Raw genomic sequence first — 24,334 nt, 5'->3', positions numbered from 1 at the left:
GCCCCAATGAAGGGGCTTTTTTCTGTCTGGTTCATTTTAATAGGTGAATATTGAAAACATCTGTGAGAATCCAGTTAATTAGAAATCCCATGCAGACGGTAAAAAGGTAAACCATTTGTCGTGTGCTTGCAAAGGTGTAAAAAAAGAACTTGTATAAATGGTAAACTGGTAAGATTGAGCCGATCACTAAAAGAATCCCTAAATACCTACCTTCGCCCAATATCTTTAAGCCCCATATGCATGTGGCGCAAATGATAAGGGTGACAATCAGGATTATTATTGCGTCTATTCCTGTAATTGTGTTGATGCCAAGCTTTTCTTTCCGCTTAATTTCAAAATCGATATGAGCATTTGCTAGGCGTTCACTTTCGTGACCTTGATGAATCGCATCGTAATACTTTCCATCATCACCTTGATACGCTGATTTTCCGCCAGACTCTGTACCGATGACTTTCTTCAAGGCTTGTACTCCGTGTAGTAGTAGCCGTCCCGTTGGTAGGCTTTAGAGAAGCTGACATTCAGCGCTGGAGTGTACATTTGGTCAATGCCCTTGCGCACCACGTACACGTAGATCACAGAGGTTTTTCCGGCGTAGGAAAGCTCTGCGCGGTACTGAGTGAAATGCTGCCGGTCTTTTTGATTCTGCTCGAACACGTCCATTGTGCTTGCATTCGCACCCTGAGCGTACACGCCGTTGGGCAACCTGATGGCGGGCTGCTTGTACAAAGGGTTCGCGACCTTCTTCCAAAAATTCGGCTCAACGATGTAGTTGAAGTACCCGGTGAAGTGGTAGGTGTCCTTACCCTCGGCTGGCGTGCATTGGGCAGTCATGTTCAGGAAATCTTTGATCTCCCGGCTGAACTGAATGCTGTTGTCTTCAAGCATCTGCCAGTTCTTAACCTTGACCGGCAACGGTTTGGCTTCGTAGTAGTAATACCGATCTTGGCATTTGGCGTGCGCTTGGGTGGCTACCAGAATGAAGGCGAGGGCGGTGAGTGTTCTCATGCTTAAATCCTTGCAGACATGAAAAAGCCCCGGTATGGGGCTTGAAGGCGTCTTGGTGGTTGCCGGTCTTAACGACTGAACAGACCGCGAACTGTGGAACGAACAGTTGAAGAGGCTTCTGATTTCACTGTGTCCGTTGCGCTCTTCATCATGTCACCCATAAAGCTTGATTCTTGCTGACCATTGCCGGTGCCATTGTTGGTAGTGGCTTGGTAGCTGGTGTTCGTGGCTTTCGCATTGCCGGGGATAAATTGAACCTGCTGACCACCTTCGTAGCTCGCCACGGCGGGTTGGGCTGGCTGCGAACCGGGCATGTAGCTGCTGGCTTGCTGTTGGAGATCTGCACAGCCTGTCAGGCTCAGGGTGGCGACGATTGCGGCAAAGCTGATTGCACGTTTCATGTCCATTTTCTCGCGTGAAAAGCATCAGATGGGAGCCGGACGGGCGGCTGTGCGTGCAATTCTACGTATAGCGTAGAATTACTCAAGCTGAGTCTACGTTAAGCGTTGTTACGAGCGAACGAAAAATGGAGTTAACTGCTTGTTTCTTATACTGAAATTTGCAGATGAAAAATTTACAACTTGGGCAGACCTTGAAGCGCCTACGGTCGGCTTCTGGCTTGAGCCAAGCTGAGTTGGGTCTACGAGCTGGATTTGACTCAAACACGATCTCTCGCTTCGAGTTGGGAACGGTCACGCCTAGCGTCGATGCGTTGTACAAACTGGCTGTCGAGCTGGAGTGTTCTGTACGGGATTTCTTTCTCGAATTCGATGACGATGAGCAGAAGCGTGCGTATCTGTTCAACGTGATTTGTGGGGCTAATTCGAGCGAGCTGAATCGCCTTGTTGAGCTGGTGAGTCAGCCAGTCAAGAAGCCGTAACGATCAGAATTTTATCGTCAAAGGGCTTTCGGTCTTTTTTTCGGAATGGGTTTCGATTGCTGGTTCAGATGCGGCGGTTGAATTCGTTTCAGAGATATAGGCATGGGAATCTGAATTCATATCTACGAACCCTACGTTGTCTATAGCTTTGCGCATTGCTTCGTTTTGCTGCTGCTTTGTATACGCATTCGGCGCTTCGTATATTAATGAATCTGAGTGTGCAAATTGAGTTAATGAACCTATTACGCAGATTGCCAAAGCGGAAATTAATGATGTTTTGTTACTGTTCATGATATTTATTATTTGGTTATATAAATATCGTACAATTTGCTTTTCTTAAGTCAAATCGAAAAAGCCAATATTAGTAAAGTATTTCCATTTTCTGACGAATGTCAGAAGCGTGTCCTATCTACGTCAGACGTGCGTAGGACGTTCCCTCGGTCGGCGTCCTCTTGCCCGCTCCTCATCTCTACTCGATACTGTTCAAATGTACAGTAGTTGAGTGGCAGTCATGTTCCACGTTCTCGGACCTATCACAAGCAGTGAAACCCCAGTCAGGAAGCCCATTTCAGGGCGTGTGAGCTGTGGGTTTCCAAGCCCTGCACTTGAGTACTCAGAGCCGCCTCTGTCGATTGATGAGCTGGTTGCGCTCCGTGAACCAAGCCGTTGGTTGCTTAGGGCGGATGGAAATTCGCTCCAAGGAATCGGGATCTACGATGGTGACGTGCTGGTCGTGGACAAGGCTTTGGAGCCAGTCTGTGGTGACATTGTGGTGGTCGTCATTGGTGCTGATTTCTGCTGCAAGGAGTTTCGTGAAAGGCTCGGTAAATCACCACTTCTGATCGCTCACAACCCTGAAAACGCTGACGTTGAGGTGGGTGACTGGGAAGAAATCGACCTTTGGGGTGTCGTCCTGTACAACTTGCATCGTGTCTCTCGATAACTCTTGGAACTGTCATGACTACTAGAAAGGAAGCTCTCCAGCGGATGTCCCAGCAGGTTCTTGAAACCCGAAGTGAGGTGCGTGCTGGGTTGGAAAATGTTGAGAAAGAACTGCGCGAAGCTGTGAGCGGGTTGAGAATTTACGTAACTGGCATGAAGGTAATGCTGGGGATGGTGGATGAGGACGATTGGGAATACGCGAAATTGAATTTCGATGGAGAAGACCTTCGAATTTTTACCTCTACCACCCATGAAGATGGACAAAATTATGGGACGTACCGCGAAGGGGAAATGACTGTACGGTATATTCGTGATTTCAAAGATGACGAAAAATTAACAAAAATAGCCTCAAAGGATTCTATCAATTCGCTTTGGACTGCGGTCGAGGATTCCATTTCTGACATGCTTGGCGAAGCGAAAAGCTCCGTTCGATTGCTATCAGAATTTTCTGATGTGCAAAGCGAGAGTATTCATAAAGATCTAGCTGATCTGATGAAGGGGGATTACTTTGAGCAGCATTGGGCTAACGCTAGATTAGCGATTGAGACTGATGCTAGCGATTCGCTGACTAGGACAACTCAGTTTTTAGAGTCAGTATGCCGTCATTACCTAGAGAAACGAAATATTCCCCTTGGGAAAATAAAAGCGATAAATGAATATATCAATGCTGTCGCTGACGATTTTCCGCCGCTAGTTTTGCCAGAAATCATCGAAAAAGGCGACAAAAGCGAAGAGATAAAAGCTCAATTTGTTAAGGATGTAAAAGCCCTCCTTGGTGGCGTCAAGTCCGTCTCACAGGGTTGTGGAGTGTTCAGAACCCATTATGGAACTGCACATGGCGGAAACAAAGTGGCAAACGCGGATGAAGCACGCCTAGTGAACAACCTTGCAGGCGCGGTTTCGATCTACATACTCGAAAAGCTCAAATCACATATGGTTGCGGACAGTCATGAGTGACGAAGGGTTTACAGCGCTTGCTGCACAATCAGCCAAGGTTAAGAATGAGAACCTGCAGCTACTCCTAGGGCTATATGCTTTCGAGCAAAAGCTTTCGGAATTGGTCGATGGGCTGGACGTTGGTGGGAATAGTCACACGGTAACCTTTGACGAAATCGTTGATCTCGAAGGCGACCCAATTGGGCATACAGCTTGCTATCTCGCGTTCACAGGCAAAGAGCTTATGGTTGGCTGGAAGCAAGTGCCTCGACCCAGCGAAGAGGACTACTGGTCGCTCTGCTCGTTGGAAAGCGCTGGAGCAGAGAGGCGGCGGCGTTTGAGTGATCCAAATGTGCTGGACTCGCTCATCAGTGATATTGCGAATAATCTTGAAACTGAGTTCAAGAAGACTGTCCCGGTCGTCAGATCCCTCGCCCAGTTCGTGACCATCGAGAAGGCTGAAATCGACTCTGATCTTGATGAGCTTTTCAGCGGAAACGGGACGATTCTCGAATCTTGGATGAAGGCACGTAAAGCCGTCCAGACTGACCCGGAGCAGTCGATTACGTTGAGCTGTTCGCACATAGAGACGGTTCTGAAAGGTTGCCTCAAATCGCTCAATGCCACTGAGTACGAAACCCTAGCAATTGAAAAACTCGCAAGAAAGACACTTGGTCTGCTCAAGGCTGATAACGCTATCGACACAGTGACCGCTGAAATGGTCCAAGGCGCGATTACCGTGAGCAAATCGATTGGCGAGACTCGTAATTTCAAAAGTTCTTCGCATGGCAAAAACGAAGGGTACGTGCCGCCATCCTCGGACCTTGCACAACTCGCGAATCACCTTGCAGGCGTCGTGTCAGTTTTCGTCATGAAACAGACTGACCGTGTGATAAAGGCTAGGTGATGAAAACCATCTTCTGTCTGGTTGATTGTGACTGCTTCTATGTGAGCGCTGAGAGGTTGTTTGATCCGACCTTGATTGGTGTTCCAGTGGTCGCACTTTCTAACTCGGATGGCTGTGTCGTTTCGCGTTGCCCCATCGCAAAAGGCAAAGACCCAGCTACTGGCGGGCTGGGCATAAAAATGGGCGCTCCCTTCTTCGAAATTAAGCACCTTATGAAGAGCCATGGGCTTCGTGTGGTGTCCTCAAATTATGCTTTGTATCAAGAGGTCAGTAACCGCGTAATGCGCGTCCTAGAGACGTTCTCGCCTCGAATTGAGGTCTACAGCATCGACGAAAGTTGGTTGGATTTCTCTGGTGTCCAAGGCGACCTGGAGAAGCTTGGGCGTGAGATCCAAGCTGCTGTGAAAAAGCAGGTCGGTATCGGGGTTGGGGTAGGTTTTGGTCCTACGAAAACGCTCGCGAAAGCTGCGAATTTCAGCGCGAAAAAATGGAGAAAGGAGACTGGTGGTGTAGTGGTTCTCATGGACGAAATTCGTCGGGATAAGCTGCTCAACTGGATGCCGGTCGATGAGATTTGGGGCATAGGCAGGAAGCTCTCAAAACGTCTGGAATTGATGGGCGTGAAGAAGGCAATCGACCTCCAGCGGTACGACCGAAAATCGTTGAGGAAGCTCTTCAACGTCAACGTTGAAAAGACCTCGATGGAGCTTGAGGGTGTGTCGTGCTACGCGCTTTCAGAAGGTGCTGAGCCGAAGCAAACCATCGCCAGTACACGAAGCTTTGGCGAGCGGATTACTGAGCTGCAAGGGTTGCGTGAAGCCGTCACAACCTATGCGTCCAGAGCCTGCGCGAAGCTTCGTTCTGAGGGGCAATTGTCATCGTGTCTGCAAGTGTTTATTCAAACCAGCAGGTTCGATGAAAAGCCTTACAGTCGTGCTGTGATCTGCGGTCTGGTAGCACCGAGTAACGACACAAGATTATTCGTTGCGGCTGCGCTCGAAGGGCTGAGCAAGATCTACGTGCCGGGATACCGCTATGCAAAAGCGGGGATCGTGTTGAGCCAGTTCGTGAGTGGTGAAGGTTATCAGCCTGACATGTTCGCACCAGAGCCACGACGAAATTCTGAGAGGCTGATGAAGGTCATGGATGGAATCAATGCACGGTATGGAAGGGGAAGCATCAGGATTGCTACAGAGCCACCCATAGCCCATTGGGCTATGAAAAGGGATTATCTGTCAGATAGTTTTTGCACTGACTGGGCGCAGCTCAAGAGGGTGAAAATGACATGAAAAGAGAAAAGCCGATTAAGGCTCTTTCAGTTTTACAGATTTATGGTTTTATCTTTCTCTTGGGTTTGTCCTTGTCGATAGCACTGAGCGTGTTTGCTACGAAAATTGAGTTGTTCATATCAAACGTCATTTTTTCCGAAACGATATAGGAATCATTGGCGTTTTCTAAAAGGTGCTGTGCCGCTTTCTTATTTTCGCCTTTGAGGTGATTGAACAGAAATTTATCATTGGCATAGTCTTTCTTGAAATCGCTGAAATCCATGTGCAGACCAGCTTCTTGGAAAATTCGCTTCGCAACAATCTCATGATCTGAAATATGGTCAAGTCCGTACACCCATTCCGAAGCGAGTTTCGAAAGTTTAGCTTCGTGTTTTAGAATGGTTGAAACCTGAAGGTAGGATTCCACTAGCTTGTTATAGCTTTCTCCTGCGCCGAAAACTAAATACTCATTTCCCCGAATCGTGGCTGTGCCGTCCGGTTTCGGCATCTGTAAATCATCATTTCTATATCCAAGCTTAGTAAGTCCCTCGATTATGAATTCAGGGACGGTTTTGATTTCAGGCTTCTTGCTAAATTCGCTACGCAAGATTTTGAATTCTTCTTTTACTGACATTATGGTTCTGTTTGTTGATTACTATAATAATAGCATTTCTCAAAACCCAGATCGCAGGCAACAAAAAAGCCCCGAAAGGCTTTTTCTGCAATGCAGTCAGCTTCATCACTGGAGAAGCTTCTTCCTTGCGTCATTGAATTCTTGTTCAGTGATATGACCATCATCTTTTAGTTTAGCCCATTTAATCAGCTCATCGGCTACAGAGAATGTCCGAAGCTTATCACCTTTGATAATGTCAACCTCATTAGAGTCCGCAAAAATTTTTGCTTTACTGCTGAAAATACCATTCTTCTCTACCCACGCGGAGTGGCTACGAAGCGGATTCAAGAAAAGAAAATTCAGAATCACGATGTAGAATATAGCAATGACACACATAATAAATGAGGCATACATTTTCTCTCTCATGTGGTCCCATTCATGCGACGTTTTAATAGCCTCTCCGCAGTACAGACCAAAAATTAAGAATCCAATAAAGAATAGAGATACGTAATACTTGTAAATTTTAGCTGAGGTTTCGATGTGAGAAAAATCATGATTTTTCTTCATCATGACAATCCCGAAAATCAGAAGAAGAACAGGGATGATGCCTACCAGAAAGAACAAAGAAGGTAATAGGATAAAGCCGAAAATTATAAGCTTGATCTGCTGGTTACTAGTCATTGGGTTATTAGTCATTGCATTTGATCCATGATTTTTTGCTGGTGAGGATTTTTAATAATTCTCAGTGCTTTGTGAAGTGCTTAAGAATTTCAGCTGTGACTAACACAAAAGCCCATCCTATAAATATTCGGCGCCGAGTTGAGCTATTACGTTTTGATTTGAAAAACGAAGCAAGACCAACGTGGATTGCAGGTATCAGGATGCTCCCACCAATTGCTTTCGAAATATAATCTTGAAACAAAACGGGTTCTCGCAAAATATCCATGATAGGCGAAGCGCTGAAATCCCTTTTAATATTAGTGATGAATACGACAACGAAACTGACAAGCGTAAGAAAAATCGCTAGTGGCAGAGAGGTCACTTTTTTTGCTGGCATTGAAAGGTCTTGCTGACCTTTCGCGTTTTCCTCTGGCGCTGATACTTCCATGTTGCTTCCTTAAAGAATGCCGAAAAAATGTCGCTTCGATGGCGAACATTATGTGGGACGCATAGTAGCATCAGGCAGAATGGACCGTAAGGAGTGGGGGATAGCCGATGGACGAATTTCTGAACAGGTCAGATGAGCTGCACGTTGAAATCATGGGGTTTTTGGACGGAGTGCCAGCTTACCCCGGCATACGTCATGAGGTAGCGTTGGTCGCTTGTGGCATGGCTCTGGAACACGCTCTGAGCCTTCACTTGCTGGTGAGAGCTGAGTGCTACACATCGGCGTTATCCATGATGCGGTTACAGTATGAAGCTCTCACACGAACCGTCTGGCTGCTGTACGCCGCTACCGATCTGCAGGTTGAGACACTGGCGTCTCCGCTGACACTGGATGAAGAGCACGCCGCAAAGAAAATGCCCATGTTCGCCGCTATGCTCGATCAGATCGTGAAGACTGCTCCTGAGCCTGCCTCGCGCATGCTGCTAAATTTCAAGGAGACGAACTACCACGCCATGAACTCATTCGTTCACAGCGGGATTCATCCTCTGCGCCGTCACGCCGAAGGCTACCCTGTAAAGCTTGTTCAGGACGTGCTGAGGAACAGCAACGGGCTAAACGTGATGGCCCTCCAGCTGGGTATCGTCCTAACAGGCGATCCACGGTTTGCAGGCACTGTAAGAGCTGTGCAGGAAGAATTTCACCAGATCTTGCCGGGTCTGGTTCCACAAATTTACCGAGCATAAAAATGAGCAGTTCAAAAGAATGGTACTTCGCGGTAGAAAATCAAAATATGCGCAAGTGGATGAGTGAAACCTATGGCGTCTCCGAGGATATTGAAGAGGACACGCCTGAGTGGGAAGAAATGGCTGAGGCTTATCAGAATATGATAGACGGTGAAGATTACGAAGCTGAAATGCAGTGGTTTGCAGAACATCCATACCACGAGATTTATGATTCGTACACCATCAAAATGCACCAATTGCAGAATATGCTATCTAGCGACTCAGACTCATACTTGGATCAGATGAAACATCAAATGATGTACTCCCATGCGGTAACGCTATTTGAAGCTATGGTGGGCGATATTATCAAGGCATCTGTCAAAACCTTTCCTCACATGATGGAACGACTTACCCAAGGGTGTGCAAGCATTGAAACAGAGAAATACACTCTAAAAGATATAATCAAGCATAATGGTGTAGAGGGTATCGCCATGCTAAAGCTCAATGATTTGACTTTTCATAATGTTAGAATTTTTGAGCAATACGTAAATATCCTTAGTGAAGGAAAGCTAAATAGTTCGCATAAATCTGACATGTTCAAAATCACTTCAATGCGACATGATTTCGTTCATAGAAATGGTGCAACCAAGGACGGTGATTATCACAAGATAAACGGAAAGGCTGTGGACTCCACAATCGAGAAAATACTTCGTTATTCTGTAGATGTGTATAAAGCTATTAGCGATGCGGCTGAAAAAAGAAATGATGCTAAATTTTGAGCGGCGGTAGAAGTTCTTGATTTAAAATTTAGGGGGGGGCAGTAAATAGGCAGTATAAATGGTATAATATGAACAATACTATTTAGCCAAAAATGAATTACATAAAGCCTTTCTTCCTATTCATAGCCCTTTTGTTAACCTCGAATTTTTCATTCGCTGACGATTTCAAAGACTGTTATCGCCCTGATTCACATAAGACATTGAACGAGTGCATGGACCATGCGGTAGCAAATGCGCCTTACATCGGTCCCTTGCTCAACACGCTCGAAACGGATCGGTCCCTGCTGGTCGTGAATTACGCGGGCAACAAGCTCACAAATTTCAACAGTGATTCGAAATTCACTTTGACGCACGACAGCACTGAGTCTGACTACCTCTCTCAATCGAGGGATAAGCTGGTATGGGCAGGCGGGGTCGGCTTTCTGTACTTCTACACCGCGTTCGCGTGCTACCTAATTTTCAGAGGGCAAGCCACAAGCTTTATAGGTAAGGACAGAAAGGACGTTGTGTATTTCGCCATCATCTCGGCGGGCATCATGATTCTGCTTGGCTTTGGGGTTCTATTCGACCTGTACGCCGGGTCGATACTGACCGGCGTCGTGGTAGGGATCTCGTTCGTGGTGAACATGTCCTTGAAGCTCTGGACGTACACGCAGCTCGACGTGGGGTTCAACACAACCCAAGCCAATGCCCTCGCTAGGAACGAATCCACGCAAATCATCATGGCGATGATTCAGCAGCACGCGGCGAACATCCTTTTCAACAGCAAGCAGTTCAACACATTCAATTACGATACGAACGAGAAGGGGGAGAGGGTCTACGAAGAGACGGCATATTCGACGTGCATGAACGAATCGGCTGAGCCGTCACGTTTCTTGGCAAACCTCTTGGTCGATGGTGAAGCGCAAAAGACTCAGAAGTGCTTGAAGCAAGTGGGCTTCGACACGTTCAACCTTGGGCATCTGAGCTACTTCGGGGCGGACGAATCGACCAAATCTGCTTTGATAGAAATGAACGACCTTGCACAAATGGTTGCCTTGGACTCAATCAAATTCATGTGTGGTAATGCCCTTAACGTGGAGGATCGTCGTGTGCAGTGGGCACCGCACTGGATGGTGTACGACCAGTGCCTGAACCGTATCACGTCTGGTGGCGTTGAGAATGGTGCTGATGGGAAGATTCAGTTCTTCCCTCAGAACGACGGAATCACAAAAGCTTCAATCCAAGCGCAGATTGAGCAGATGAGGCAGGTCTACGTTGCATCTGCAGGGGCATTCGTGCAGACACACGCACAGGTTGCAAAGGACGCCGTGCAACGTCCGCTAGCTGATATAGCGAGCTTCATGCTCGACATATCGACTGTGAACCGTGTAGCCGGGGATCTCGAATATCAGATCGAGAAGGAATACAAAGAAAACGTTCAGGCGGTGTATGACCCAGTGATTTTGGGCTTCAAGAGCCAATCAGCTCTCACTCAGAACACTGACTTGGATAACAGGCGCAAGGTGTCAGAGTCGCTGCAAACTGAGAGCGTCTTTGACATAGACAAAACAATCTCAATCCTTGTGCTTCCTACCAGCTCGGAGGCGTGGAAAGCTGGGTTGAAAAACACAATGGAGTACACAGCAAACGGGATGTTCGGAAATCTCTACACCACGTCAGGGTTCACTTTCGAGGACTGTACGAAGGAAGTGAATACGTGCATAGCCCCAGCGTTGAATCAGTCTGCCGCGCTGTTCTCGAATGGCATGTCAGCGCTCAAGAACTACTGGACGATGTACATCGTCTTCAAGACTGGTCAGCTCACGCTCGATGAGTTTGAAAGCCCTTCGATGAAGAAAATGGCTTGCGTTCTTGGATTTTTCGTATCGATGACCGCTTTCGCAATCAGCTTTCTGACTGGGGCTTTGGTGCTGAGTGGTTTACTAGCCCCGTTGTTTTTCTTGGGACGTTTCGCTCAGGGAATATTTAGCTTACCTAGCAGTCTGATTGTCATGTACATCAAAATAGCTAGCCTAATTTTCCCTCACGGCAAAAATCACGACCAAGAAAAGTCGTTCCATGTGTTCCTTGATTTGATTCTTTCATTGCTTTGGAAAATGTTAGAGCCGCTGATAATCCTTGTGCTTTTTACTTTCACGATTGCGTTGCAAGGAATACTTGTCGTTTTCGTAAGTAATTGCACTTATTTCATTGTGATGCCTCTGGTGCAAACAGGTGGGTTGGTCGAGAACGCTATCGCGACTCTTTTCATGCTTCTGGTGTTCGCAATGCTCAACGTTTATGTAGGGTTTAAGCTATGTGTGTCGATGATGAGGATACTGGATTCAATACAAAGGATATTCAAAGCAGAAATCGTGAGCGATTTGGTAGGTGAGGCACAAGAAAAATATGAAGAAATCCAAAACAAAGTAAAAGAAGTCACTTCGAAATTAGCCAGATAATTACTGGCTTTTCGACAGGTGGATCTTGTTTTGTATCTTAACTGGAGTTATAAGATATTATATATGCTATAATTGCATTAAGGGCAATGCCCTTCGGAGAATTTAATGAACTACTTTTTGAGAGATTCTACGCACAGATATATGCATTTTGCTTTCCCAATCTTTATCTATGCGTTAATTAACATCACGCAGCTTAGCTTTTGGGGTACAAAGCCTCACGGTGATTTCTGGCTGACGTATCAGAACTGGGCTTACCCATTCCCTTACCTGATGATGCTTGCCATAGGCTTCGCCGGTTTATTATTCCTAAAGATCGACAGGCAGTGCCATGTGAATCGTGCCGGGGAAAGGTGTGCAGCGGAATTGGACGTGTACCGCCTGATGGGTCTGTACAAATACGCTATGTGCTTTGTGGCAACGGCAGTGACGTACCGCTTTGCAATCGTCCACTTCTACGGGGTGAATTTCTTCGACTTGACGCCTGAGCGTAGCTGGTTCGAGAACAAGTACACCATTGGCACTGTGAGGGTTGCCCAGCGTGATTTCTTTACGTCAGACCAAATGCCGATGTACATAGCGCTGTACTCGTTCCTTGTGACGTATGTGGTGGGTGGCAGCATTGGGTACTACTACCTCAAAACACTTGCTGATGACGCTCGTGTAGCTGTGTATAGAAAGGCTGCACGCACAGCACACTAAAATTGCCGCTCGATTGAGTGGCTTTTTTTTTCCTGTGATTTGGTGATAGTGGTAGGAAGGGAAGGGTAAAAAGACCAATCCCGCTTTAGGCGGGGAAGGGTACTCAGTGAGGTTTCGGGTTGGTCAGCTTCTTGAGCGTTTTTGGTAAAATGCCGGTGCAGTAAAAATCGGCTAAAAGATTAATTTGCTTGGTCATTGGTTGTGGTGGAACTGTCTTGCTTTGAGCAGGTTGTGATTTATTCATTATAGTATTAGTTGGTTATAGTCCTAATTATACCAAATGCAAATAGCTCAATTTCCCCTTAAACGACAAATGTCAGACGAACATCATATCTATTTCTTACCTTCGTATGACCTGAATCAGACGCACGTCAGACGTAAATCACCTTTCCAGTGCTTCGCTGTGTTGATTTTCAGCGGATAATTCCTCGATCAATTTTCTGAGATTCAACACAGAGCGTCTACGGATTCTGTTTTCCCATGCATAGGACGTGAGTCATACCTCTGTCAGATGCTCGTTGGAAGTGGATGGTGCGGGGGTGTGAAGTGCGTAGGACGTAGATCAGACGATGGTCCTACCTACGTAAGATGTCGGGAATGGCTAAGCTGGCTGGGCGTCTGACTTGGTTATGATGTGCGTCAGATGGACGTAGGACGTTTGCAGTACATGGGTAGGACGTTGATCCTACGTGAGTGGGTCCAGCGTATGACAGGCACAAAAAAAGCCCTGTATGGGCTGTTCTCGATCTGGTGAAGGCTTATGGTAGAAGACTGAATACCTCCACCGCACGACTCTGTGCATTTTCTTCTGTGATTTCGGCTGGTGTTAAACCGATGTACATTTGAAAGGCTAATTTTTCGTTGAGGTCTGTTTTACTGTAATTCGAGATTTCTCCTGTATATTCGTTTTTGACTCTTACCACTTTGTTATCTATTGAGTGAATGGTTTTTCCTTTTATCGGCTTAATACTGTCTTTGAAATTACCTAATTCGTTCAAGTATTTTTCTGCTAAGTTGATGTTTGAATTGTTCATGTTTTTCTCTCTATTATTTGGTTATTAAGAAGTTTTCTTCTCATACCTAAATTATAGTATTTTTAAAATCTCCAATTTACGTTAAGCGCAAATACTTCTGACTTTTTTCTGACTTTATTCTGATGTAGGTACTACGAAGGTATGACGAACGTCAGACGTAACGTTTTCAGGGGTTTGGGGTAGTTGATGGTTCAAAAGGGTGGAGTAAGACTTCGATCTGACGCACGTCAGACGTAGGTAAGATTAAGATATGACGGGCAACAAAAAGCCCCGGTTAAGGGGCTGAATGGTTTTCTGATGCGGTGAGGATCAATCGTCTCTGCGGTCAGTTTCAGCCTTCAAGTCGTCCAAAATCGCTTCAATTGCTGGGTTGCTGACTGCCTTCAGGCGCAGACGATTCATCATTTCAACGTCCAATCCTACTGCTGCGAAGATTGAGTTCTTGTAGCGCTTGGTGTTAGTGACGGCTTCAACAAGCTCTATAGAGCGCTTCGCGTGGCTGGTCATAGCAAAGGTGGATCTACGGTTGTTGTTGCCCGGTTCAAGCTCGTTCAGCTTGATCAATGCTTCTTCTGCGAGCTGCGCCGGGGTCTTAGCTTCTAGAGCCAATGCGAACCCGCCAAGCTGACTGGCTGGCGTGTCTGGTTGGGTGTTGAGGATGCGGGTGTTGAGTTCGTTAAAATCTATTACTTTTGACATGTTATTTTTTCCGTGTGATTAATTAAGTGTGCTGATGATTTGTTGAGCAACTGCATCGAATTCCTGCTGAGCGGTTTTTGCTTCAACGGATTCAGAGCTGTAGATAGAGCGCGCTTCACTGATTTTGTTTGGATACAGTGAACGGAAAATCATCGGGGCTAGTATCGGTGGAACTGTGCTGTTGAACGCCTTCGCAAAACCAACGATTGTGTCTGAGATTTTTGCCAAGCCTTTATCTCCTCTATATTTCGAGGATTCAAAGCAAAGCATTGAGCGGAATTTGGTGTTGACTGGAATCCCTTTAGACAGACAGAACTGGGTAAGGTTGGCGACGTAATTCCCAAGTTTTGGAGCCGTCTTCAATTCCTGTGGTTCAGCCTTCACAGGGAAAATCACAAGGTCAGAATCAATGAGCAACTGGCTGATTTCTGGTTTAATTTCATCTGCGCTGGTGTAAAGATTTGCAGGAATATCAATCAAGATGTAGTCAAAGTCAGGATGAGTGCTTTTCACTGCATTGAGTGAAAATGCTGATAGCGAAGAACCGTAGATGTTGAGTGTGGTTTTCTTGTTCCAAGCACTGATGCTATTCGTGTAGCGTTTCACGTCGCCTAAGCGGTTGTCGCTGAGGCTTTCACCCACAAGCTTAGTCAGATTCTCGATGCGGGCTTTCACGTTTGAAGCGTTGAGCTTATAGAAATCTTCGGCTGCGCGGATAGGGTCCAAATCAACGATTAAAACCTTTTTGCCCTGAGCAATAAGCTTCGAAGCGAAATTCAATACGAATGTTGTTTTTCCGCTGCTTTTATGCTGAGCAAGAGTGATTACTTTGGGTTGAGCTGTTTCAATTTGGTTGAGGTTGAAGCTAGGGGTTTGTGCATTCATTGAGCGATTCCTTTAAAATTATTTGGTTATACCTAAAGTTATACCATTTGTTTTTCAATTTCTGACGTTAATCAGAAAATAATAAGAAATATTTATGATGGCTGTAATACTTGTGTCTGATTTACGTCTGACGTTGGTATTACGTGCGTCTGATGGGAATGGATCATGAAGGAACAGAATGCTTCAGTAAATTTAAAGATCGTTGGTTTTTAGACTGAAGCGATATCAGGAATCATGAATATAGAATGATTGGATATCAGAAGGCGGAATCTACTGAAGTCAATTGCTAATAATTAATTTTCGTCTAAAAAAAATACCTATTGCGAGATTTGAAAGCTGAGGTTATTTTTCAGCCTCAACGTCATCAAGGGTTAGGAAATGAAAGGGATTCTGCGCGGTTTGGTACTGGCTGGGTGTGTTGCTGTAGCAGTGGGTGCAGTTGGTGACGAACGCTACAAATTCGAGGCTTATCCGGCTTCTGCCGTGGCTACGAAGGCTGTGAGCAAGATTGACTGGAAGTCGAACAAGGATCTGGCGAGTTATTGGAAAGCGAAAGAGGCTGTTGAATCGACTGTGGGCAAGAAGCCTGATTTTGCCGGTCATTTCGTTGTAACCAGCTACGGCTGTGGCTCGGGCTGCACCGCCTCGGCGTTCGTGGATGTGAACACCGGCAAGGTTTACAAAGCCCCAATGAACGAGACAAGCACTCAGGACGGCGCTCACAAGGCATCTAGCAACATCGTCTTCATGAGTGACTATCGCTACGTTAACGGCGGTCCTCAAATGATGGAAACGCCGGGTGTGGTGCTGTGGAACGAAAAAACCTCAAAGTTCGAGATCATCCACAAGGGTAAACCTGTGAAGGTCGAAATGGAGTAATGCGGTGATGGGAGTGGGCTTCTGACTGGTGAAATGCCTATAGAAGCTCACTCCGCTGCGCGGGGAATGTGTTCTCTGCGTCTGTGATGATGCACGCCGAGGTAGGGAAAAGCGGTTAAAGCTTCTTTCGCTTCACCTATAGAGACTCATCCGCTTCTTGGATTTGGTTCAGGCTGAATGCCACCTCGTACTCAAAAAGCGAGACGTTCGGCACTGCCACAATCGCGTGACGCAGGTTCGAGCTGATGCTTTTCGCTACGATGACCCCCTTCACCATCTTCCCTTTGGCTAGGTTCTTCTTGATCCAGCCCATGTACCGGCTGATCTGACCAATCGCCTTGTCTGCCACACGTCCACGCTTAAGCTCAAACACCACGAACGAGTCATCGGAATCCAGCGCAAGAATGTCGATTGGACCTACGCCGGTTGGGTACTCCACACCGTCTCGACCAATGTCATCGACGTACAGGCGTAAGGCTTTACCGTCTACCCGAAGCGTCTCGATGTTGTGAGCGATGAAATCACGAAGCTGCCATTCCAGCTCAAATACTGTCTCGCGGTCTGTGTCCGAGGTGTCCTGCTCATCAAGAGCTAGGTCTTCGTTTTCGATAGCTAAAACGGTGTGTTTGGACGTACCGGGACGAAAAATCAGCACCTGTGTTTCTGTGGTTTCAGTGACCCAACCCATTTTGGCAAACCCTCTGCGTAGCGCTTGAGAATTCGTGGTGTTGGGGTTCAACGGTGGAGCATCCTCGGGAAACTGCCTGCACCACTCTTTCATGGGGTACAGGTTGCGCGTTCCTGTGGGTGTGAGGTCAACAACGAAGTAACCCTTTGGTGGCTGCATGTATTGGTCAATCCCTTGGCTGTGTACTTGTGATTAATTGGATTGATGGCGCTAGTCTGCAAAGTCGTATTTCAGTTTCTTGATACCATCGAATTTCTGCGCTGGTGAAGCTCCATCACTATAAATATCCCACGTCACTTCACCCGTTTCGTGTCCGACGATACATTTGATGGTCAGCTCTGGCACGCCTGCACGCTGGAGCTGTGTAATCACCGTGCCGCGAAAGCTATGAAATACGTACTGTTCATTGAAGCCCATCGAGGTCTTCAACCGACCGAAAGCCTTACTCAGAAAATCTGACCGGATACCGTATTTATTGCCTGCAGGAGAAGGCATAAGGAAGCCATCTTTTGAATTCTTCTTCATGCGCTCGATGATGGGGAGAAGATCAAGATGGATGGGCACTTTCCGTACTGATGAGCGGGTTTTGCCATCGTCAAGGGAAATGCAGAAGACCCCTTCGTCATCAACCAAGTCGCGATGAATTTCGAGCTGGAAAATTTCTTCAATCCTCATTCCGGTAAACGCGCCAATGCGAATCGCGTCCATGAGGTGCTGGCGGTTTTTACCTTTTATTTCTTTTGCCTTGGCAAAGATCTCTTCGGCTTGCTTGACGGTGTAATTCTTACGTTCAGCTTCAGCTAGTGCTTTACCTTTGCGTGAAGACGGGAATTCGTGATTTTGGAACGGCGGTTTCATGTTCTGAAATTTCGATTCAAAACGGGGCAGATTGTTCATAGCCCATTTATAGAAAGTATTTCCAGCAAGAACATATTGTTTTTTGGTTTTAGGAGAAAGATCGGTCTGCGCCTCTAGGTAAAGGCGAACGCTTTTGTGATCCAAACCTAGTTTTTCTTTCTTCAACCAGTCGCTTAGCTTCTCCAATCGACTCACTTGCATATCTACAGTTTTATCAATCACCTTGCGAATGTCTTTTTGATAGGTTGCAAAGATTTCAAGATTCTTTTTGGTGAAAGGGGTATCAGGTGCGTGAGATTCGTGGTTTTTGGCGGATTCCCCTACCTCCTGTTTTTCCGTGATAGTGAATTCATCCGTCTCTGACAATTCTCCCATCAGCATTTTCAATTCGAGAGTATTGGTGATTCGATTGAGTTTTTTGACTGCCTCAACAATTGTCTCAAAGCCAAGCTGACCTTTCTCGTTGAGCTTCATGCTGTACTGAACGTTCCACACGTCAATCTCATCGTCAAAATGATCGTATTCAGCATCTGAGATGTACCCCTGCATGTGGAGGTGCATGACGCGTTCTTTCTGTTCAGCTTTGAGCCGGTCAAGCTCAGGTTCGCCAAAGGTCGAACCCTTACCAATGAGGTCATTAATGAGCGACTTGATGTGCTCTGTTTCGCGTTCCGCCTTGGAAGCCATGTACGACACGGCAACCTCTTTGACCTCTTCAAAATCCATGTTCAGGCGAAACTCCCCGTTTTCCGCACGTTGGATCTTTCGCTTCGCCTCGATCTCTGTTTTCCACCGCTTGATGAGAGGGATTTTGAGATTCTGAGCCTCTGCTTTGGCTCCAGTCTTCAGAGACTGTGAAAACTGACTCTTGCCAAAATACTCGCGCAGATCTTCGGGAATGACGTATCTGGCGTGCCAAGTGCCTGCTTTGAGGATAAGATTGTCTGCTGCCATGAGGGGGCACGCCTGTTGTGCGGTAGAGATACTGTTTTGTACCAGTATTTTGTACCAAACTGAAGCGAAACCCGCGTGGGGCTTGGGTTTAAAGGGCTGGAGAGGTGGTGGCAGATTTTCCCTATCTCTCCGCCATTATTTAAAAGCCCCGAGCGTTAATAGCGCTCGGGGCTTTTTTTCGTCTGGGGGAAATGCGGGGGACGATTCAGCTATAGTCCTGATCCCGGCAGATACGAAAAGGGCGTTCCGGTGGTAAACGTTTCTCTCAAGAGTGTTCTCATTGCTTGTTCCGTCTTTCTCCTATCCAGTGCAAACGCAACCTCTCTGAACCTGTCCGCCGAAGGCGAAGCGCTGTATTTCAAGGCGCTGCCTTATCTGCAAAGGATCGACGAAGTAAACAACGAGATCTTCACGATCAAACATCAGTTACCGGCTGGCGAGGCATTCCCTCAGCAGAAAAGGGAACACTACAGGGATGAGATGCAGGCGCTTGTCAAAGACGCAGCCCCTCTGGTCATGCGTTCGGCGGAAGAAGGCAATCCAGCTGCGCAGTATCGCCTGGCTATACTGTCATCGACGTTTGACCCTGTGGGGCCCTCTGACGAAAAAGTGTGTGGCCTTCTCAAAGCCAGTTTGAGTAATGGATTTACACCGGCGGGCTTGCAGATGCTTGCCTTCTGTTTCGAGCAAGTTAAAACGCCTGAATTCCGGTCATTGGTCGACGCACTGCCCAATGATGAAACCCTGTATGGCAAGTACTACCCTTTGCCCGCGACACTGCCGATGTGCGACAGCAAGAGCCGCTCTCGCGACCCTGCAATTGTGTCGCTCGACGAAAAAGGCTTTCGCGCCAACCTGTATATGAGTTTGGCCACTCGATTGTCTGCGCGCGCCCTTGAGCAAGAAAAGCTGCGCTATCTCAATAAAGCTGCGGAGTATGGATGCGCCAGTGCAATACAGAGATTAAAGTTCAGGAACCCTGTGTCGGGATAACAGGCAAACGAGAAGACGTCTGTGCAGACGAATGCTCGACCATTCACCCGCCTCAGGCCACCACAGGAATCAGCGGATCAGCTGCCGCCAGCGCACTGTCCCGATGCGGCGCGGGCGGATAGATCCATTGCGTATTGATCTGCGTCTTCAACGTTTTCCCTTCCTGCCCCGTCAGTAGCACCTGGCGATCCCAGCCCTCGGTATACACCGCGCCCCAGGCGCCCAGGTCCAGGCAGGTCACGTATTTATGCTGGCTATAGGGAATCGGCGCTACATCCAGCAGATCCGCCGCCGCGTTGTTGCCGGCCGAACGGCCCAGGGCGATGGCGTGCTGGCAGGTCATCAAGGCGTGGTTGCCCAGGTCATCGCTGGCGGCAAAGGCGGTATCGCCGGTAGCGAAGATCGCAGCTTGTCCCTTCACCTTGAGCGTGGGGTCCACATGCAGGCGGCCGCTGGGGTCGCGTTCCCCTTGTACTTGTTCGGTCAGGGGCGAGGCCTTGACCCCGACGGCCCAGATCACCGTGCTGGCCTCGATGCGCTCGCCGTCTGCGAGCACGACGCCTTGCGCATCGACGGCCTGCACCGAAGCGCCAAGGCGCCAGGTGAGGCCCACCTCAGCGCTGGCCTGGGCGACGACTTGGCCGATGGCCTGGCCCATCGAACCACCAATCGTCTGGCCGCGGTCTATGATCAGCACGCGCACATCGGCGTCTTCGCCCAATAGGGCGCGCAGGCGGGCCGGCATTTCCGTGGCGGTTTCGATGCCGGTAAAGCCGCCGCCCACGACGATGACCGTGTTGCGCTGCACACTGGCCGGTTGCTCGCGCAGGGCGTGCAAGTGCTCGCTGAGTCGTTGGGCTGAGGCGTAGCTGTCGACATCGAAGGTGTATTGATCGATGCCCGAGACGGCAGCCGGCCGCGCGACCTGGCTGCCCGAGGCGAGAATCAGGCGGTCATAACCCAGCCATTGCTCACGGCCGCTGGCATCCCGATAGCTCACTCGCCGGGCATCTGCGTCGATGGTGGTGGCGCTGCCTTGCACAAAATTGACGCCGACGGTTTCGAACAGCTCGCCCAGCGGGGCGACGGTAGGGGCAATGTCATGCTCGTATAAGCGCGGGCGCACGTGCAGTTCGGCCTGAGGCGCGAGCACGGTAACGGTGACGTCAAGGCGCTGGTGCTGGTCCAGCAAGCGTATGGCGCTGAGTGCGCTCCACAAACCGCCGAAGCCGGCACCGATAATGAGGATGGATGAGTGCATGGGGTTACTCCTGTAAGGGCCGGCGGTAGGTGACTGCGATGCGCAGAGTGTGCAGCGCAAGCGGATCATGGTATTGATCCGCTTGTTGATGAACTCACTGGTCCACTTGAGGTGCGCATGGCACACACCGCTCAACCCTCCTGGGTCATGTCGCTACCCTTGGGCGAACCTGCGGCTGGCATCAGTCTGCAAACCTGGCTGTACCAGAGCCTGCGCGAGGCCATCCTCAGTGGTCGCCTGCCGGCTGGCAGCAAATTGCCGGGCACTCGCGCGCTGGCCGAGCATTACTCCATTGCTCGGGGCACGGTGCAGGCGGCCTACCAGCAATTGTTATCGGAAGCCTATGTCGAAACGCAGGTGGGCAGTGCCACCCGTGTGAGCGCGGTGTTGCCCGAGGCGACGTTGCAGGCGGGATATGTGCAGCGCAAGGTGGTGCCCGGCGTCGTGTTGCCGCGCACTGCGCCTGCCACCGGCTGGGTCGAGCGGCTGGACGCGATTACCCCCATATTTGCCCGGCGAGCGGTCACGCCGGGGCTGCTGCCGTTTTTTCCGCATCGGGGGGATGTTGGCGCCTTTCCTGTGGACCTGTGGCGCAAGCTGCACATCCAGCAGTTGCGCAGCTCGCGCGCGGCGACCTTGCTCGACTCCGACCCGCAGGGCTTGCCCGTGCTGCGTGAAGCCATTGCCGGTTACCTGGCTGTGGCGCGTGGCGTGCAGGTGCCGGCCGAGCACATCCTGGTACTCAATAGCGTGCAGCAGGGCCTTGACCTGTGCCTGCGGCTGTTGGTGCCGCCCGGTCAGCAAGTGTGGCTGGAGGATCCGGGCTATCCCGGTGCCCGACAGTTGATCGAGGTTTCCGGGTACACGCCGGTGCATGTGCCGGTCGATGAGCAGGGCATGCGCGTACAGGAAGGCATTCGCCGCGCTCCGCAGGCGCCGCTGGCGTATCTCACGCCTTCGCGTCAGGCACCATTGGGTCGCGAACTGTCGCCTGCACGGCGCATGGCGTTGCTGCGTTGGGCAGGTGTCAGCGGCGCGTATATCTTTGAAGACGACTACGACAGCGACTACCGCTTCATCGCCAAACCGATCCCGGCGCTGCGCTCACTGCCTGCGGCGAGCAATTCGGTGATTCTTGCCGGCACCTTCAGCAAGCTGCTGTTTCCCTCCATTCGCCTGGCCTATCTGGTGCTGCCGTCGCATCTGGTGGAGTGCTTCACCCGCGCGGCCGCGCTGACCGCCCGGCACGCCAACAGCTTGAGCCAGGCCGTACTCGCCGCGTTTATCCAGCAGGGCCATTTCGACCGCCATGTACGGCGCATGCGCAAACTCTATGAGCGGCGTGCCGAGGCTTTGAGCGAAGCCGCGGCGCAGCACTGGCAAGGTCTGATCGAGGTCCCGCCGATCCGCGCCGGGCTCGATGTCGCCTGCCGCTTGCTGGTGGATGACGAAGCCCAGGCCTGCACGCGCATCGCACAGGCCGGTGTGGACGTCATGCCGCTGGCGCGTTACTGCCATCAGCCCATGCCTGCCGGGTTGGTGCTGGGTTTTGCGCCTTATGACGAGGGCGCGATAGTTGAGGCAGCGCGGGTGCTGGCAAAGGCACTGAGGAAGTAAATCGGCAATAAGATTTCCAGCTTTATTGTTAGTTGGATCCATTAATCTTAATAAATCCATGGTTTCAGCAGCGGGATTTAAAAAGGAATGGGGTTAAAACATTTCTGGGTTGGAAATGTTGTTGGACAAAAACACGTTAGTATAGGCCCCGCATTGCTAGCGTTTTGATATCTTTGCTGGTGTTTTGGATTGTTCAAGGTCAGTTATGGATCGTAAAACGTTGCTTGATTGCCTGGAGGCCGAAATCAAAAGGCTTTCCGAGTGCATCGATATCGATGCCCGGATTACCCGTCATTACCAGTTGATGGAACAACATTACACGGGGCGGCCGCTGTTTTATAAAAGTATCCTGAAGTACGACCGCTTTCTGGTCGTGTTGTCGATGCTGACGCATTATTACGGTCATTATTTTCCATCGTTATCCCGGGTCAAAGAGTTCTGTGAGCGGCGCGGTTATCTATCGAAGAACAGCCTGGAGTCGTATTTCTCGTTTTTTCTGATTTCAGGCTACATGGACATCAGCGATCACCCGGAAGACCGTCGCTTGAGGGTTTTCAAGCCCTCGCTGCGGGCGATGGCCGAAACGATCAAGATCATCAGCGCCTACTACTTTCCGGCGATGGGTGTCCTGGGCCCCGAGTGCAGCGAATTGCGGGTTGATAGCCGGACCGTGCAGGCTTATTTCAAAGGTTTCAACAAAGTGCTTGAGGCGGATCTCACTCTGGACGTTCTGGTGCCTGAGTGTCGCTGGTTGATGAACCGCGATGGCGGACACATGTTGATGCTGGCCTTTTTCTGCGATGCCTTGCAGGGGCAATGTGCGAATGCCGGTGGTTACAAGGTGTCGACCTACGCGCAGTTATCCTCGCGGTTATCGGTATCCAGCACGCACCTGATCCGGATGGTCAGGGAAGGAGAAAAGAAAGGGTATTTCAAGGCATGCAAAAGTGGCCTTGAAATAACCGAGTGCTTCATGACCCTGGTGCGCAGGATGATGCTGGTCAGTTTTGCGATCACTCAGGTCTGCATCAGGATAGGAGAGGACTGAAATACAGGATCGAGGACATGCGTCCGATGCCCACCTGAAGCCACTATGGAGTTGCAGTTATCTATGGAAAATCGCATTCGTGGCTTATTGAAAAAGGCAGTCGTGCGCGCTGAGCTGCTGGCGATTGGCAGCTGGGTGGTCGTGAATACCATCACCCAGGCTCATGTGTCATTCAAGGCTGTCCTGATCTCATTCCTCGCCATGCTGATGGTTTTTTGCATCCAGACATTCACACGTTCGGATAAAGTCTGGCGACTCTCGGGGCTGGTGTTCATTCTCACGTTTGCGGGCAGTTTCAAGTTTCTGTTCATGCAGCTGGACGCGCTGTACCAGGCCTTTTCCCTGCCGTTTGCCGTAATCACTGTGCTAGGGGCTTCGCTTTTGGTCAGAAACGCAACGGATTACATTGTGACGGCGGTAATCAGTTGGCTAATGGTCTGGCCGTATATCGATGTCGATCTGCCCGAGGCTGCTCGCTACATTCTGGTTTTCGGCTTTTTTTCAGTGGCATTAGGATGGGTCAATAACCATACCTACATGGCGTCCCTGCGAGGCCTGTTGGTGTTGGAAAGTCAGTACCGGGTCATGGCTGAAACGGATTTCCTGACCGGTATTTTTAATCGGCGTGCCCTGATGCAACGTTTCGAGCAGGTCGCAGCGGGTGGAAAGCGCGGTTTTTTTCTGATGATCGACGTCGACAACTTCAAGAGCGTCAATGACCGGTGGGGGCATGAAGTCGGGGATCAGGTACTGTGCGCGTTGGCCCGTTGCATGGCGTCTGTCGATCATCGGTACTGTCATGGACGCCTGGGCGGTGAAGAGTTCGGCGTGCTGCTTGAGACGCCCAGTGAAACCCAGGCTCTGGAATACGCGCAGCAACTGATGCACGCCGTGCGCACCATGGACAGTCTGCCTTGCCGGTTTACGGTGAGTGCCGGTCTGGTGGCGTTTATGCCGGGCTGCGATATTTCCCAGGTACTCAGAGAGGCCGACCGGCAATTGTATGCAGCCAAGAAGTCGGGCAAGGACAACGTCAAGTATGACCCGTTTGTGAAGGGCAGCTTACTCTCGTCGGTTTGACGAAATCACCGTCTCGTTACTTTACGCGCCTTCAA

At 49.4% G+C, this 24,334-nt stretch carries 27 protein-coding genes; 14 read left to right on the top strand and 13 right to left on the bottom strand.

Annotated elements, in window-relative coordinates; genetic code table 11:
- Positions 1-31 precede the first annotated feature (31 nt).
- The 3 genes from ACYAS9_RS25350 to ACYAS9_RS25340 form a co-directional block, all read right to left on the bottom strand.
- Positions 32-460: a hypothetical protein gene (locus ACYAS9_RS25350; RefSeq protein WP_463571185.1), complete on the bottom strand. Its 429-nt coding sequence runs from the start codon at positions 458-460 to the stop codon at positions 32-34.
- Complete coding sequence (locus ACYAS9_RS25345; protein WP_463571184.1) at positions 457-1,005, bottom strand: hypothetical protein; 549 nt, start codon at positions 1,003-1,005, stop codon at positions 457-459. Before ACYAS9_RS25345 ends, ACYAS9_RS25350 begins: the two co-directional genes overlap by 4 nt.
- A 68-nt stretch (positions 1,006-1,073) precedes the next feature.
- Complete coding sequence (locus ACYAS9_RS25340) at positions 1,074-1,406, bottom strand: hypothetical protein (protein WP_463571183.1); 333 nt, start codon at positions 1,404-1,406, stop codon at positions 1,074-1,076.
- 164 nt (positions 1,407-1,570) lie between these two features.
- On the opposite strand from ACYAS9_RS25340, the gene ACYAS9_RS25335 reads away from it, so the two are divergent.
- Positions 1,571-1,885, top strand: a complete 315-nt coding sequence (locus ACYAS9_RS25335; RefSeq protein WP_463571182.1) for a helix-turn-helix domain-containing protein — start codon at positions 1,571-1,573, stop codon at positions 1,883-1,885.
- Between the two features lie 3 nt (positions 1,886-1,888).
- On the opposite strand, the gene ACYAS9_RS25330 is transcribed toward ACYAS9_RS25335, so the two are convergent.
- Positions 1,889-2,176, bottom strand: coding sequence for a hypothetical protein (locus tag ACYAS9_RS25330; RefSeq protein ID WP_463571181.1), 288 nt, complete (start codon positions 2,174-2,176; stop codon positions 1,889-1,891).
- A gap of 220 nt (positions 2,177-2,396) precedes the next feature.
- On the opposite strand from ACYAS9_RS25330, the gene ACYAS9_RS25325 reads away from it, so the two are divergent.
- Genes ACYAS9_RS25325 through umuC form a run of 4 tightly spaced genes read left to right on the top strand, consistent with a single transcriptional unit; the run spans position 2,397 to position 5,959 of the window.
- Complete coding sequence (locus ACYAS9_RS25325) at positions 2,397-2,828, top strand: LexA family protein (RefSeq protein ID WP_463571180.1); 432 nt, start codon at positions 2,397-2,399, stop codon at positions 2,826-2,828.
- Between the two features lie 14 nt (positions 2,829-2,842).
- Complete coding sequence (locus ACYAS9_RS25320; RefSeq protein ID WP_463571179.1) at positions 2,843-3,784, top strand: abortive infection family protein; 942 nt, start codon at positions 2,843-2,845, stop codon at positions 3,782-3,784.
- Complete coding sequence (locus tag ACYAS9_RS25315; RefSeq protein WP_463571178.1) at positions 3,777-4,670, top strand: abortive infection family protein; 894 nt, start codon at positions 3,777-3,779, stop codon at positions 4,668-4,670. Before ACYAS9_RS25320 ends, ACYAS9_RS25315 begins: the two co-directional genes overlap by 8 nt.
- A complete protein-coding gene (gene umuC / locus ACYAS9_RS25310; RefSeq protein ID WP_463571177.1) occupies positions 4,670-5,959 on the top strand; it encodes a translesion error-prone DNA polymerase V subunit UmuC in 1,290 nt (429 codons plus the stop codon). Before ACYAS9_RS25315 ends, umuC begins: the two co-directional genes overlap by 1 nt.
- A 40-nt stretch (positions 5,960-5,999) precedes the next feature.
- Here the strand turns inward: umuC and ACYAS9_RS25305 are convergent, their stop codons facing one another.
- The 3 genes from ACYAS9_RS25305 to ACYAS9_RS25295 all read right to left on the bottom strand — a co-directional run bounded on the left by ACYAS9_RS25305 (position 6,000) and on the right by ACYAS9_RS25295 (position 7,659).
- Complete coding sequence (locus ACYAS9_RS25305; protein ID WP_463571176.1) at positions 6,000-6,572, bottom strand: hypothetical protein; 573 nt, start codon at positions 6,570-6,572, stop codon at positions 6,000-6,002.
- Between the two features lie 105 nt (positions 6,573-6,677).
- Entirely contained in the window at positions 6,678-7,247 is a 570-nt protein-coding gene (locus tag ACYAS9_RS25300) for an SHOCT domain-containing protein (RefSeq protein WP_463571175.1), read from the bottom strand.
- A 46-nt stretch (positions 7,248-7,293) separates the two neighbouring features.
- Complete coding sequence (locus ACYAS9_RS25295) at positions 7,294-7,659, bottom strand: hypothetical protein (protein WP_463571174.1); 366 nt, start codon at positions 7,657-7,659, stop codon at positions 7,294-7,296.
- A gap of 107 nt (positions 7,660-7,766) precedes the next feature.
- Between ACYAS9_RS25295 and ACYAS9_RS25290 the strand changes: the two genes are divergently transcribed.
- The 4 genes from ACYAS9_RS25290 to ACYAS9_RS25275 all read left to right on the top strand — a co-directional run bounded on the left by ACYAS9_RS25290 (position 7,767) and on the right by ACYAS9_RS25275 (position 12,303).
- A complete protein-coding gene (locus tag ACYAS9_RS25290) occupies positions 7,767-8,402 on the top strand; it encodes a DUF6988 family protein (RefSeq protein ID WP_463571173.1) in 636 nt (211 codons plus the stop codon).
- A gap of 2 nt (positions 8,403-8,404) precedes the next feature.
- Positions 8,405-9,160, top strand: a complete 756-nt coding sequence (locus ACYAS9_RS25285) for a hypothetical protein (protein WP_463571172.1) — start codon at positions 8,405-8,407, stop codon at positions 9,158-9,160.
- 212 nt (positions 9,161-9,372) lie between these two features.
- Entirely contained in the window at positions 9,373-11,604 is a 2,232-nt protein-coding gene (locus ACYAS9_RS25280) for a hypothetical protein (protein WP_463571171.1), read from the top strand.
- Positions 11,605-11,709: 105 nt separating this feature from the next.
- Entirely contained in the window at positions 11,710-12,303 is a 594-nt protein-coding gene (locus ACYAS9_RS25275) for a hypothetical protein (RefSeq protein ID WP_463571170.1), read from the top strand.
- A 758-nt stretch (positions 12,304-13,061) separates the two neighbouring features.
- Here the strand turns inward: ACYAS9_RS25275 and ACYAS9_RS25270 are convergent.
- From ACYAS9_RS25270 to ACYAS9_RS25260, 3 genes are all read right to left on the bottom strand, one after another.
- On the bottom strand, positions 13,062-13,337 hold the full coding sequence (locus ACYAS9_RS25270) for a hypothetical protein (protein WP_463571169.1): 276 nt from the start codon (positions 13,335-13,337) through the stop codon (positions 13,062-13,064).
- A gap of 309 nt (positions 13,338-13,646) precedes the next feature.
- On the bottom strand, positions 13,647-14,036 hold the full coding sequence (locus tag ACYAS9_RS25265; protein ID WP_463571168.1) for a hypothetical protein: 390 nt from the start codon (positions 14,034-14,036) through the stop codon (positions 13,647-13,649).
- A gap of 18 nt (positions 14,037-14,054) precedes the next feature.
- Positions 14,055-14,921 (bottom strand): ParA family protein, encoded by an 867-nt coding sequence (locus ACYAS9_RS25260; RefSeq protein WP_463571167.1) that lies wholly within the window; start codon positions 14,919-14,921, stop codon positions 14,055-14,057.
- Between the two features lie 378 nt (positions 14,922-15,299).
- On the opposite strand from ACYAS9_RS25260, the gene ACYAS9_RS25255 reads away from it, so the two are divergent.
- On the top strand, positions 15,300-15,800 hold the full coding sequence (locus ACYAS9_RS25255) for a hypothetical protein (RefSeq protein WP_463571166.1): 501 nt from the start codon (positions 15,300-15,302) through the stop codon (positions 15,798-15,800).
- A 136-nt stretch (positions 15,801-15,936) separates the two neighbouring features.
- Here the strand turns inward: ACYAS9_RS25255 and ACYAS9_RS25250 are convergent, their stop codons facing one another.
- Together ACYAS9_RS25250 and ACYAS9_RS25245 are read right to left on the bottom strand one after the other, a co-directional pair.
- Complete coding sequence (locus tag ACYAS9_RS25250) at positions 15,937-16,647, bottom strand: endonuclease NucS domain-containing protein (RefSeq protein ID WP_463571165.1); 711 nt, start codon at positions 16,645-16,647, stop codon at positions 15,937-15,939.
- A gap of 51 nt (positions 16,648-16,698) precedes the next feature.
- Positions 16,699-18,300, bottom strand: coding sequence for a tyrosine-type recombinase/integrase (locus ACYAS9_RS25245; RefSeq protein ID WP_463571164.1), 1,602 nt, complete (start codon positions 18,298-18,300; stop codon positions 16,699-16,701).
- A gap of 249 nt (positions 18,301-18,549) precedes the next feature.
- On the opposite strand from ACYAS9_RS25245, the gene ACYAS9_RS25240 reads away from it, so the two are divergent.
- Positions 18,550-19,293, top strand: coding sequence for a hypothetical protein (locus ACYAS9_RS25240; protein WP_463571163.1), 744 nt, complete (start codon positions 18,550-18,552; stop codon positions 19,291-19,293).
- Positions 19,294-19,345: 52 nt separating this feature from the next.
- Here ACYAS9_RS25240 and ACYAS9_RS25235 read toward each other — a convergent pair whose 3' ends face one another.
- The gene (locus ACYAS9_RS25235) at positions 19,346-20,554 is read right to left on the bottom strand and encodes an NAD(P)/FAD-dependent oxidoreductase (RefSeq protein WP_463571162.1); all 1,209 of its coding nucleotides are present in this window, start codon (positions 20,552-20,554) and stop codon (positions 19,346-19,348) included.
- Between the two features lie 117 nt (positions 20,555-20,671).
- Here ACYAS9_RS25235 and pdxR point away from each other — a divergent pair, with 117 nt between their 5' ends.
- The 3 genes from pdxR (at position 20,672) to ACYAS9_RS25220 (ending at position 24,299) form a co-directional block, all read left to right on the top strand.
- Positions 20,672-22,171, top strand: a complete 1,500-nt coding sequence (gene pdxR, locus ACYAS9_RS25230; protein WP_463571161.1) for a MocR-like pyridoxine biosynthesis transcription factor PdxR — start codon at positions 20,672-20,674, stop codon at positions 22,169-22,171.
- Between the two features lie 205 nt (positions 22,172-22,376).
- Positions 22,377-23,219 (top strand): hypothetical protein, encoded by an 843-nt coding sequence (locus ACYAS9_RS25225; protein WP_463571160.1) that lies wholly within the window; start codon positions 22,377-22,379, stop codon positions 23,217-23,219.
- A gap of 63 nt (positions 23,220-23,282) precedes the next feature.
- Complete coding sequence (locus tag ACYAS9_RS25220) at positions 23,283-24,299, top strand: GGDEF domain-containing protein (protein ID WP_463571159.1); 1,017 nt, start codon at positions 23,283-23,285, stop codon at positions 24,297-24,299.
- Positions 24,300-24,334: the final 35 nt, after the last annotated feature.

The sequence above is a fragment of the Pseudomonas sp. HP_08 genome (assembly GCF_055284095.1).
Note: the sequence above shows the minus strand (reverse complement) of the source record. Positions and strands in the feature narration are given on the sequence as shown.

What these genes read in the sequence shown, in the direction of transcription:
- ACYAS9_RS25345 (WP_463571184.1), bottom strand. Translation starts at nt 1,005, where the DNA reads ATGAGAACACTCACCGCCCTCGCCTTCATTCTGGTAGCCACCCAAGCG.
- ACYAS9_RS25340 (WP_463571183.1), bottom strand. Translation starts at nt 1,406, where the DNA reads ATGAAACGTGCAATCAGCTTTGCCGCAATCGTCGCCACCCTGAGCCTG.
- ACYAS9_RS25335 (WP_463571182.1), top strand. Translation starts at nt 1,571, where the DNA reads ATGAAAAATTTACAACTTGGGCAGACCTTGAAGCGCCTACGGTCGGCT.
- ACYAS9_RS25330 (WP_463571181.1), bottom strand. Translation starts at nt 2,176, where the DNA reads ATGAACAGTAACAAAACATCATTAATTTCCGCTTTGGCAATCTGCGTA.
- ACYAS9_RS25325 (WP_463571180.1), top strand. Translation starts at nt 2,397, where the DNA reads ATGTTCCACGTTCTCGGACCTATCACAAGCAGTGAAACCCCAGTCAGG.
- ACYAS9_RS25320 (WP_463571179.1), top strand. Translation starts at nt 2,843, where the DNA reads ATGACTACTAGAAAGGAAGCTCTCCAGCGGATGTCCCAGCAGGTTCTT.
- ACYAS9_RS25315 (WP_463571178.1), top strand. Translation starts at nt 3,777, where the DNA reads ATGAGTGACGAAGGGTTTACAGCGCTTGCTGCACAATCAGCCAAGGTT.
- umuC (WP_463571177.1), top strand. Translation starts at nt 4,670, where the DNA reads ATGAAAACCATCTTCTGTCTGGTTGATTGTGACTGCTTCTATGTGAGC.
- ACYAS9_RS25305 (WP_463571176.1), bottom strand. Translation starts at nt 6,572, where the DNA reads ATGTCAGTAAAAGAAGAATTCAAAATCTTGCGTAGCGAATTTAGCAAG.
- ACYAS9_RS25300 (WP_463571175.1), bottom strand. Translation starts at nt 7,247, where the DNA reads ATGACTAATAACCCAATGACTAGTAACCAGCAGATCAAGCTTATAATT.
- ACYAS9_RS25295 (WP_463571174.1), bottom strand. Translation starts at nt 7,659, where the DNA reads ATGGAAGTATCAGCGCCAGAGGAAAACGCGAAAGGTCAGCAAGACCTT.
- ACYAS9_RS25290 (WP_463571173.1), top strand. Translation starts at nt 7,767, where the DNA reads ATGGACGAATTTCTGAACAGGTCAGATGAGCTGCACGTTGAAATCATG.
- ACYAS9_RS25285 (WP_463571172.1), top strand. Translation starts at nt 8,405, where the DNA reads ATGAGCAGTTCAAAAGAATGGTACTTCGCGGTAGAAAATCAAAATATG.
- ACYAS9_RS25280 (WP_463571171.1), top strand. Translation starts at nt 9,373, where the DNA reads ATGGACCATGCGGTAGCAAATGCGCCTTACATCGGTCCCTTGCTCAAC.
- ACYAS9_RS25275 (WP_463571170.1), top strand. Translation starts at nt 11,710, where the DNA reads ATGAACTACTTTTTGAGAGATTCTACGCACAGATATATGCATTTTGCT.
- ACYAS9_RS25270 (WP_463571169.1), bottom strand. Translation starts at nt 13,337, where the DNA reads ATGAACAATTCAAACATCAACTTAGCAGAAAAATACTTGAACGAATTA.
- ACYAS9_RS25265 (WP_463571168.1), bottom strand. Translation starts at nt 14,036, where the DNA reads ATGTCAAAAGTAATAGATTTTAACGAACTCAACACCCGCATCCTCAAC.
- ACYAS9_RS25260 (WP_463571167.1), bottom strand. Translation starts at nt 14,921, where the DNA reads ATGAATGCACAAACCCCTAGCTTCAACCTCAACCAAATTGAAACAGCT.
- ACYAS9_RS25255 (WP_463571166.1), top strand. Translation starts at nt 15,300, where the DNA reads ATGAAAGGGATTCTGCGCGGTTTGGTACTGGCTGGGTGTGTTGCTGTA.
- ACYAS9_RS25250 (WP_463571165.1), bottom strand. Translation starts at nt 16,647, where the DNA reads ATGCAGCCACCAAAGGGTTACTTCGTTGTTGACCTCACACCCACAGGA.
- ACYAS9_RS25245 (WP_463571164.1), bottom strand. Translation starts at nt 18,300, where the DNA reads ATGGCAGCAGACAATCTTATCCTCAAAGCAGGCACTTGGCACGCCAGA.
- ACYAS9_RS25235 (WP_463571162.1), bottom strand. Translation starts at nt 20,554, where the DNA reads ATGCACTCATCCATCCTCATTATCGGTGCCGGCTTCGGCGGTTTGTGG.
- pdxR (WP_463571161.1), top strand. Translation starts at nt 20,672, where the DNA reads ATGGCACACACCGCTCAACCCTCCTGGGTCATGTCGCTACCCTTGGGC.
- ACYAS9_RS25225 (WP_463571160.1), top strand. Translation starts at nt 22,377, where the DNA reads ATGGATCGTAAAACGTTGCTTGATTGCCTGGAGGCCGAAATCAAAAGG.
- ACYAS9_RS25220 (WP_463571159.1), top strand. Translation starts at nt 23,283, where the DNA reads ATGGAAAATCGCATTCGTGGCTTATTGAAAAAGGCAGTCGTGCGCGCT.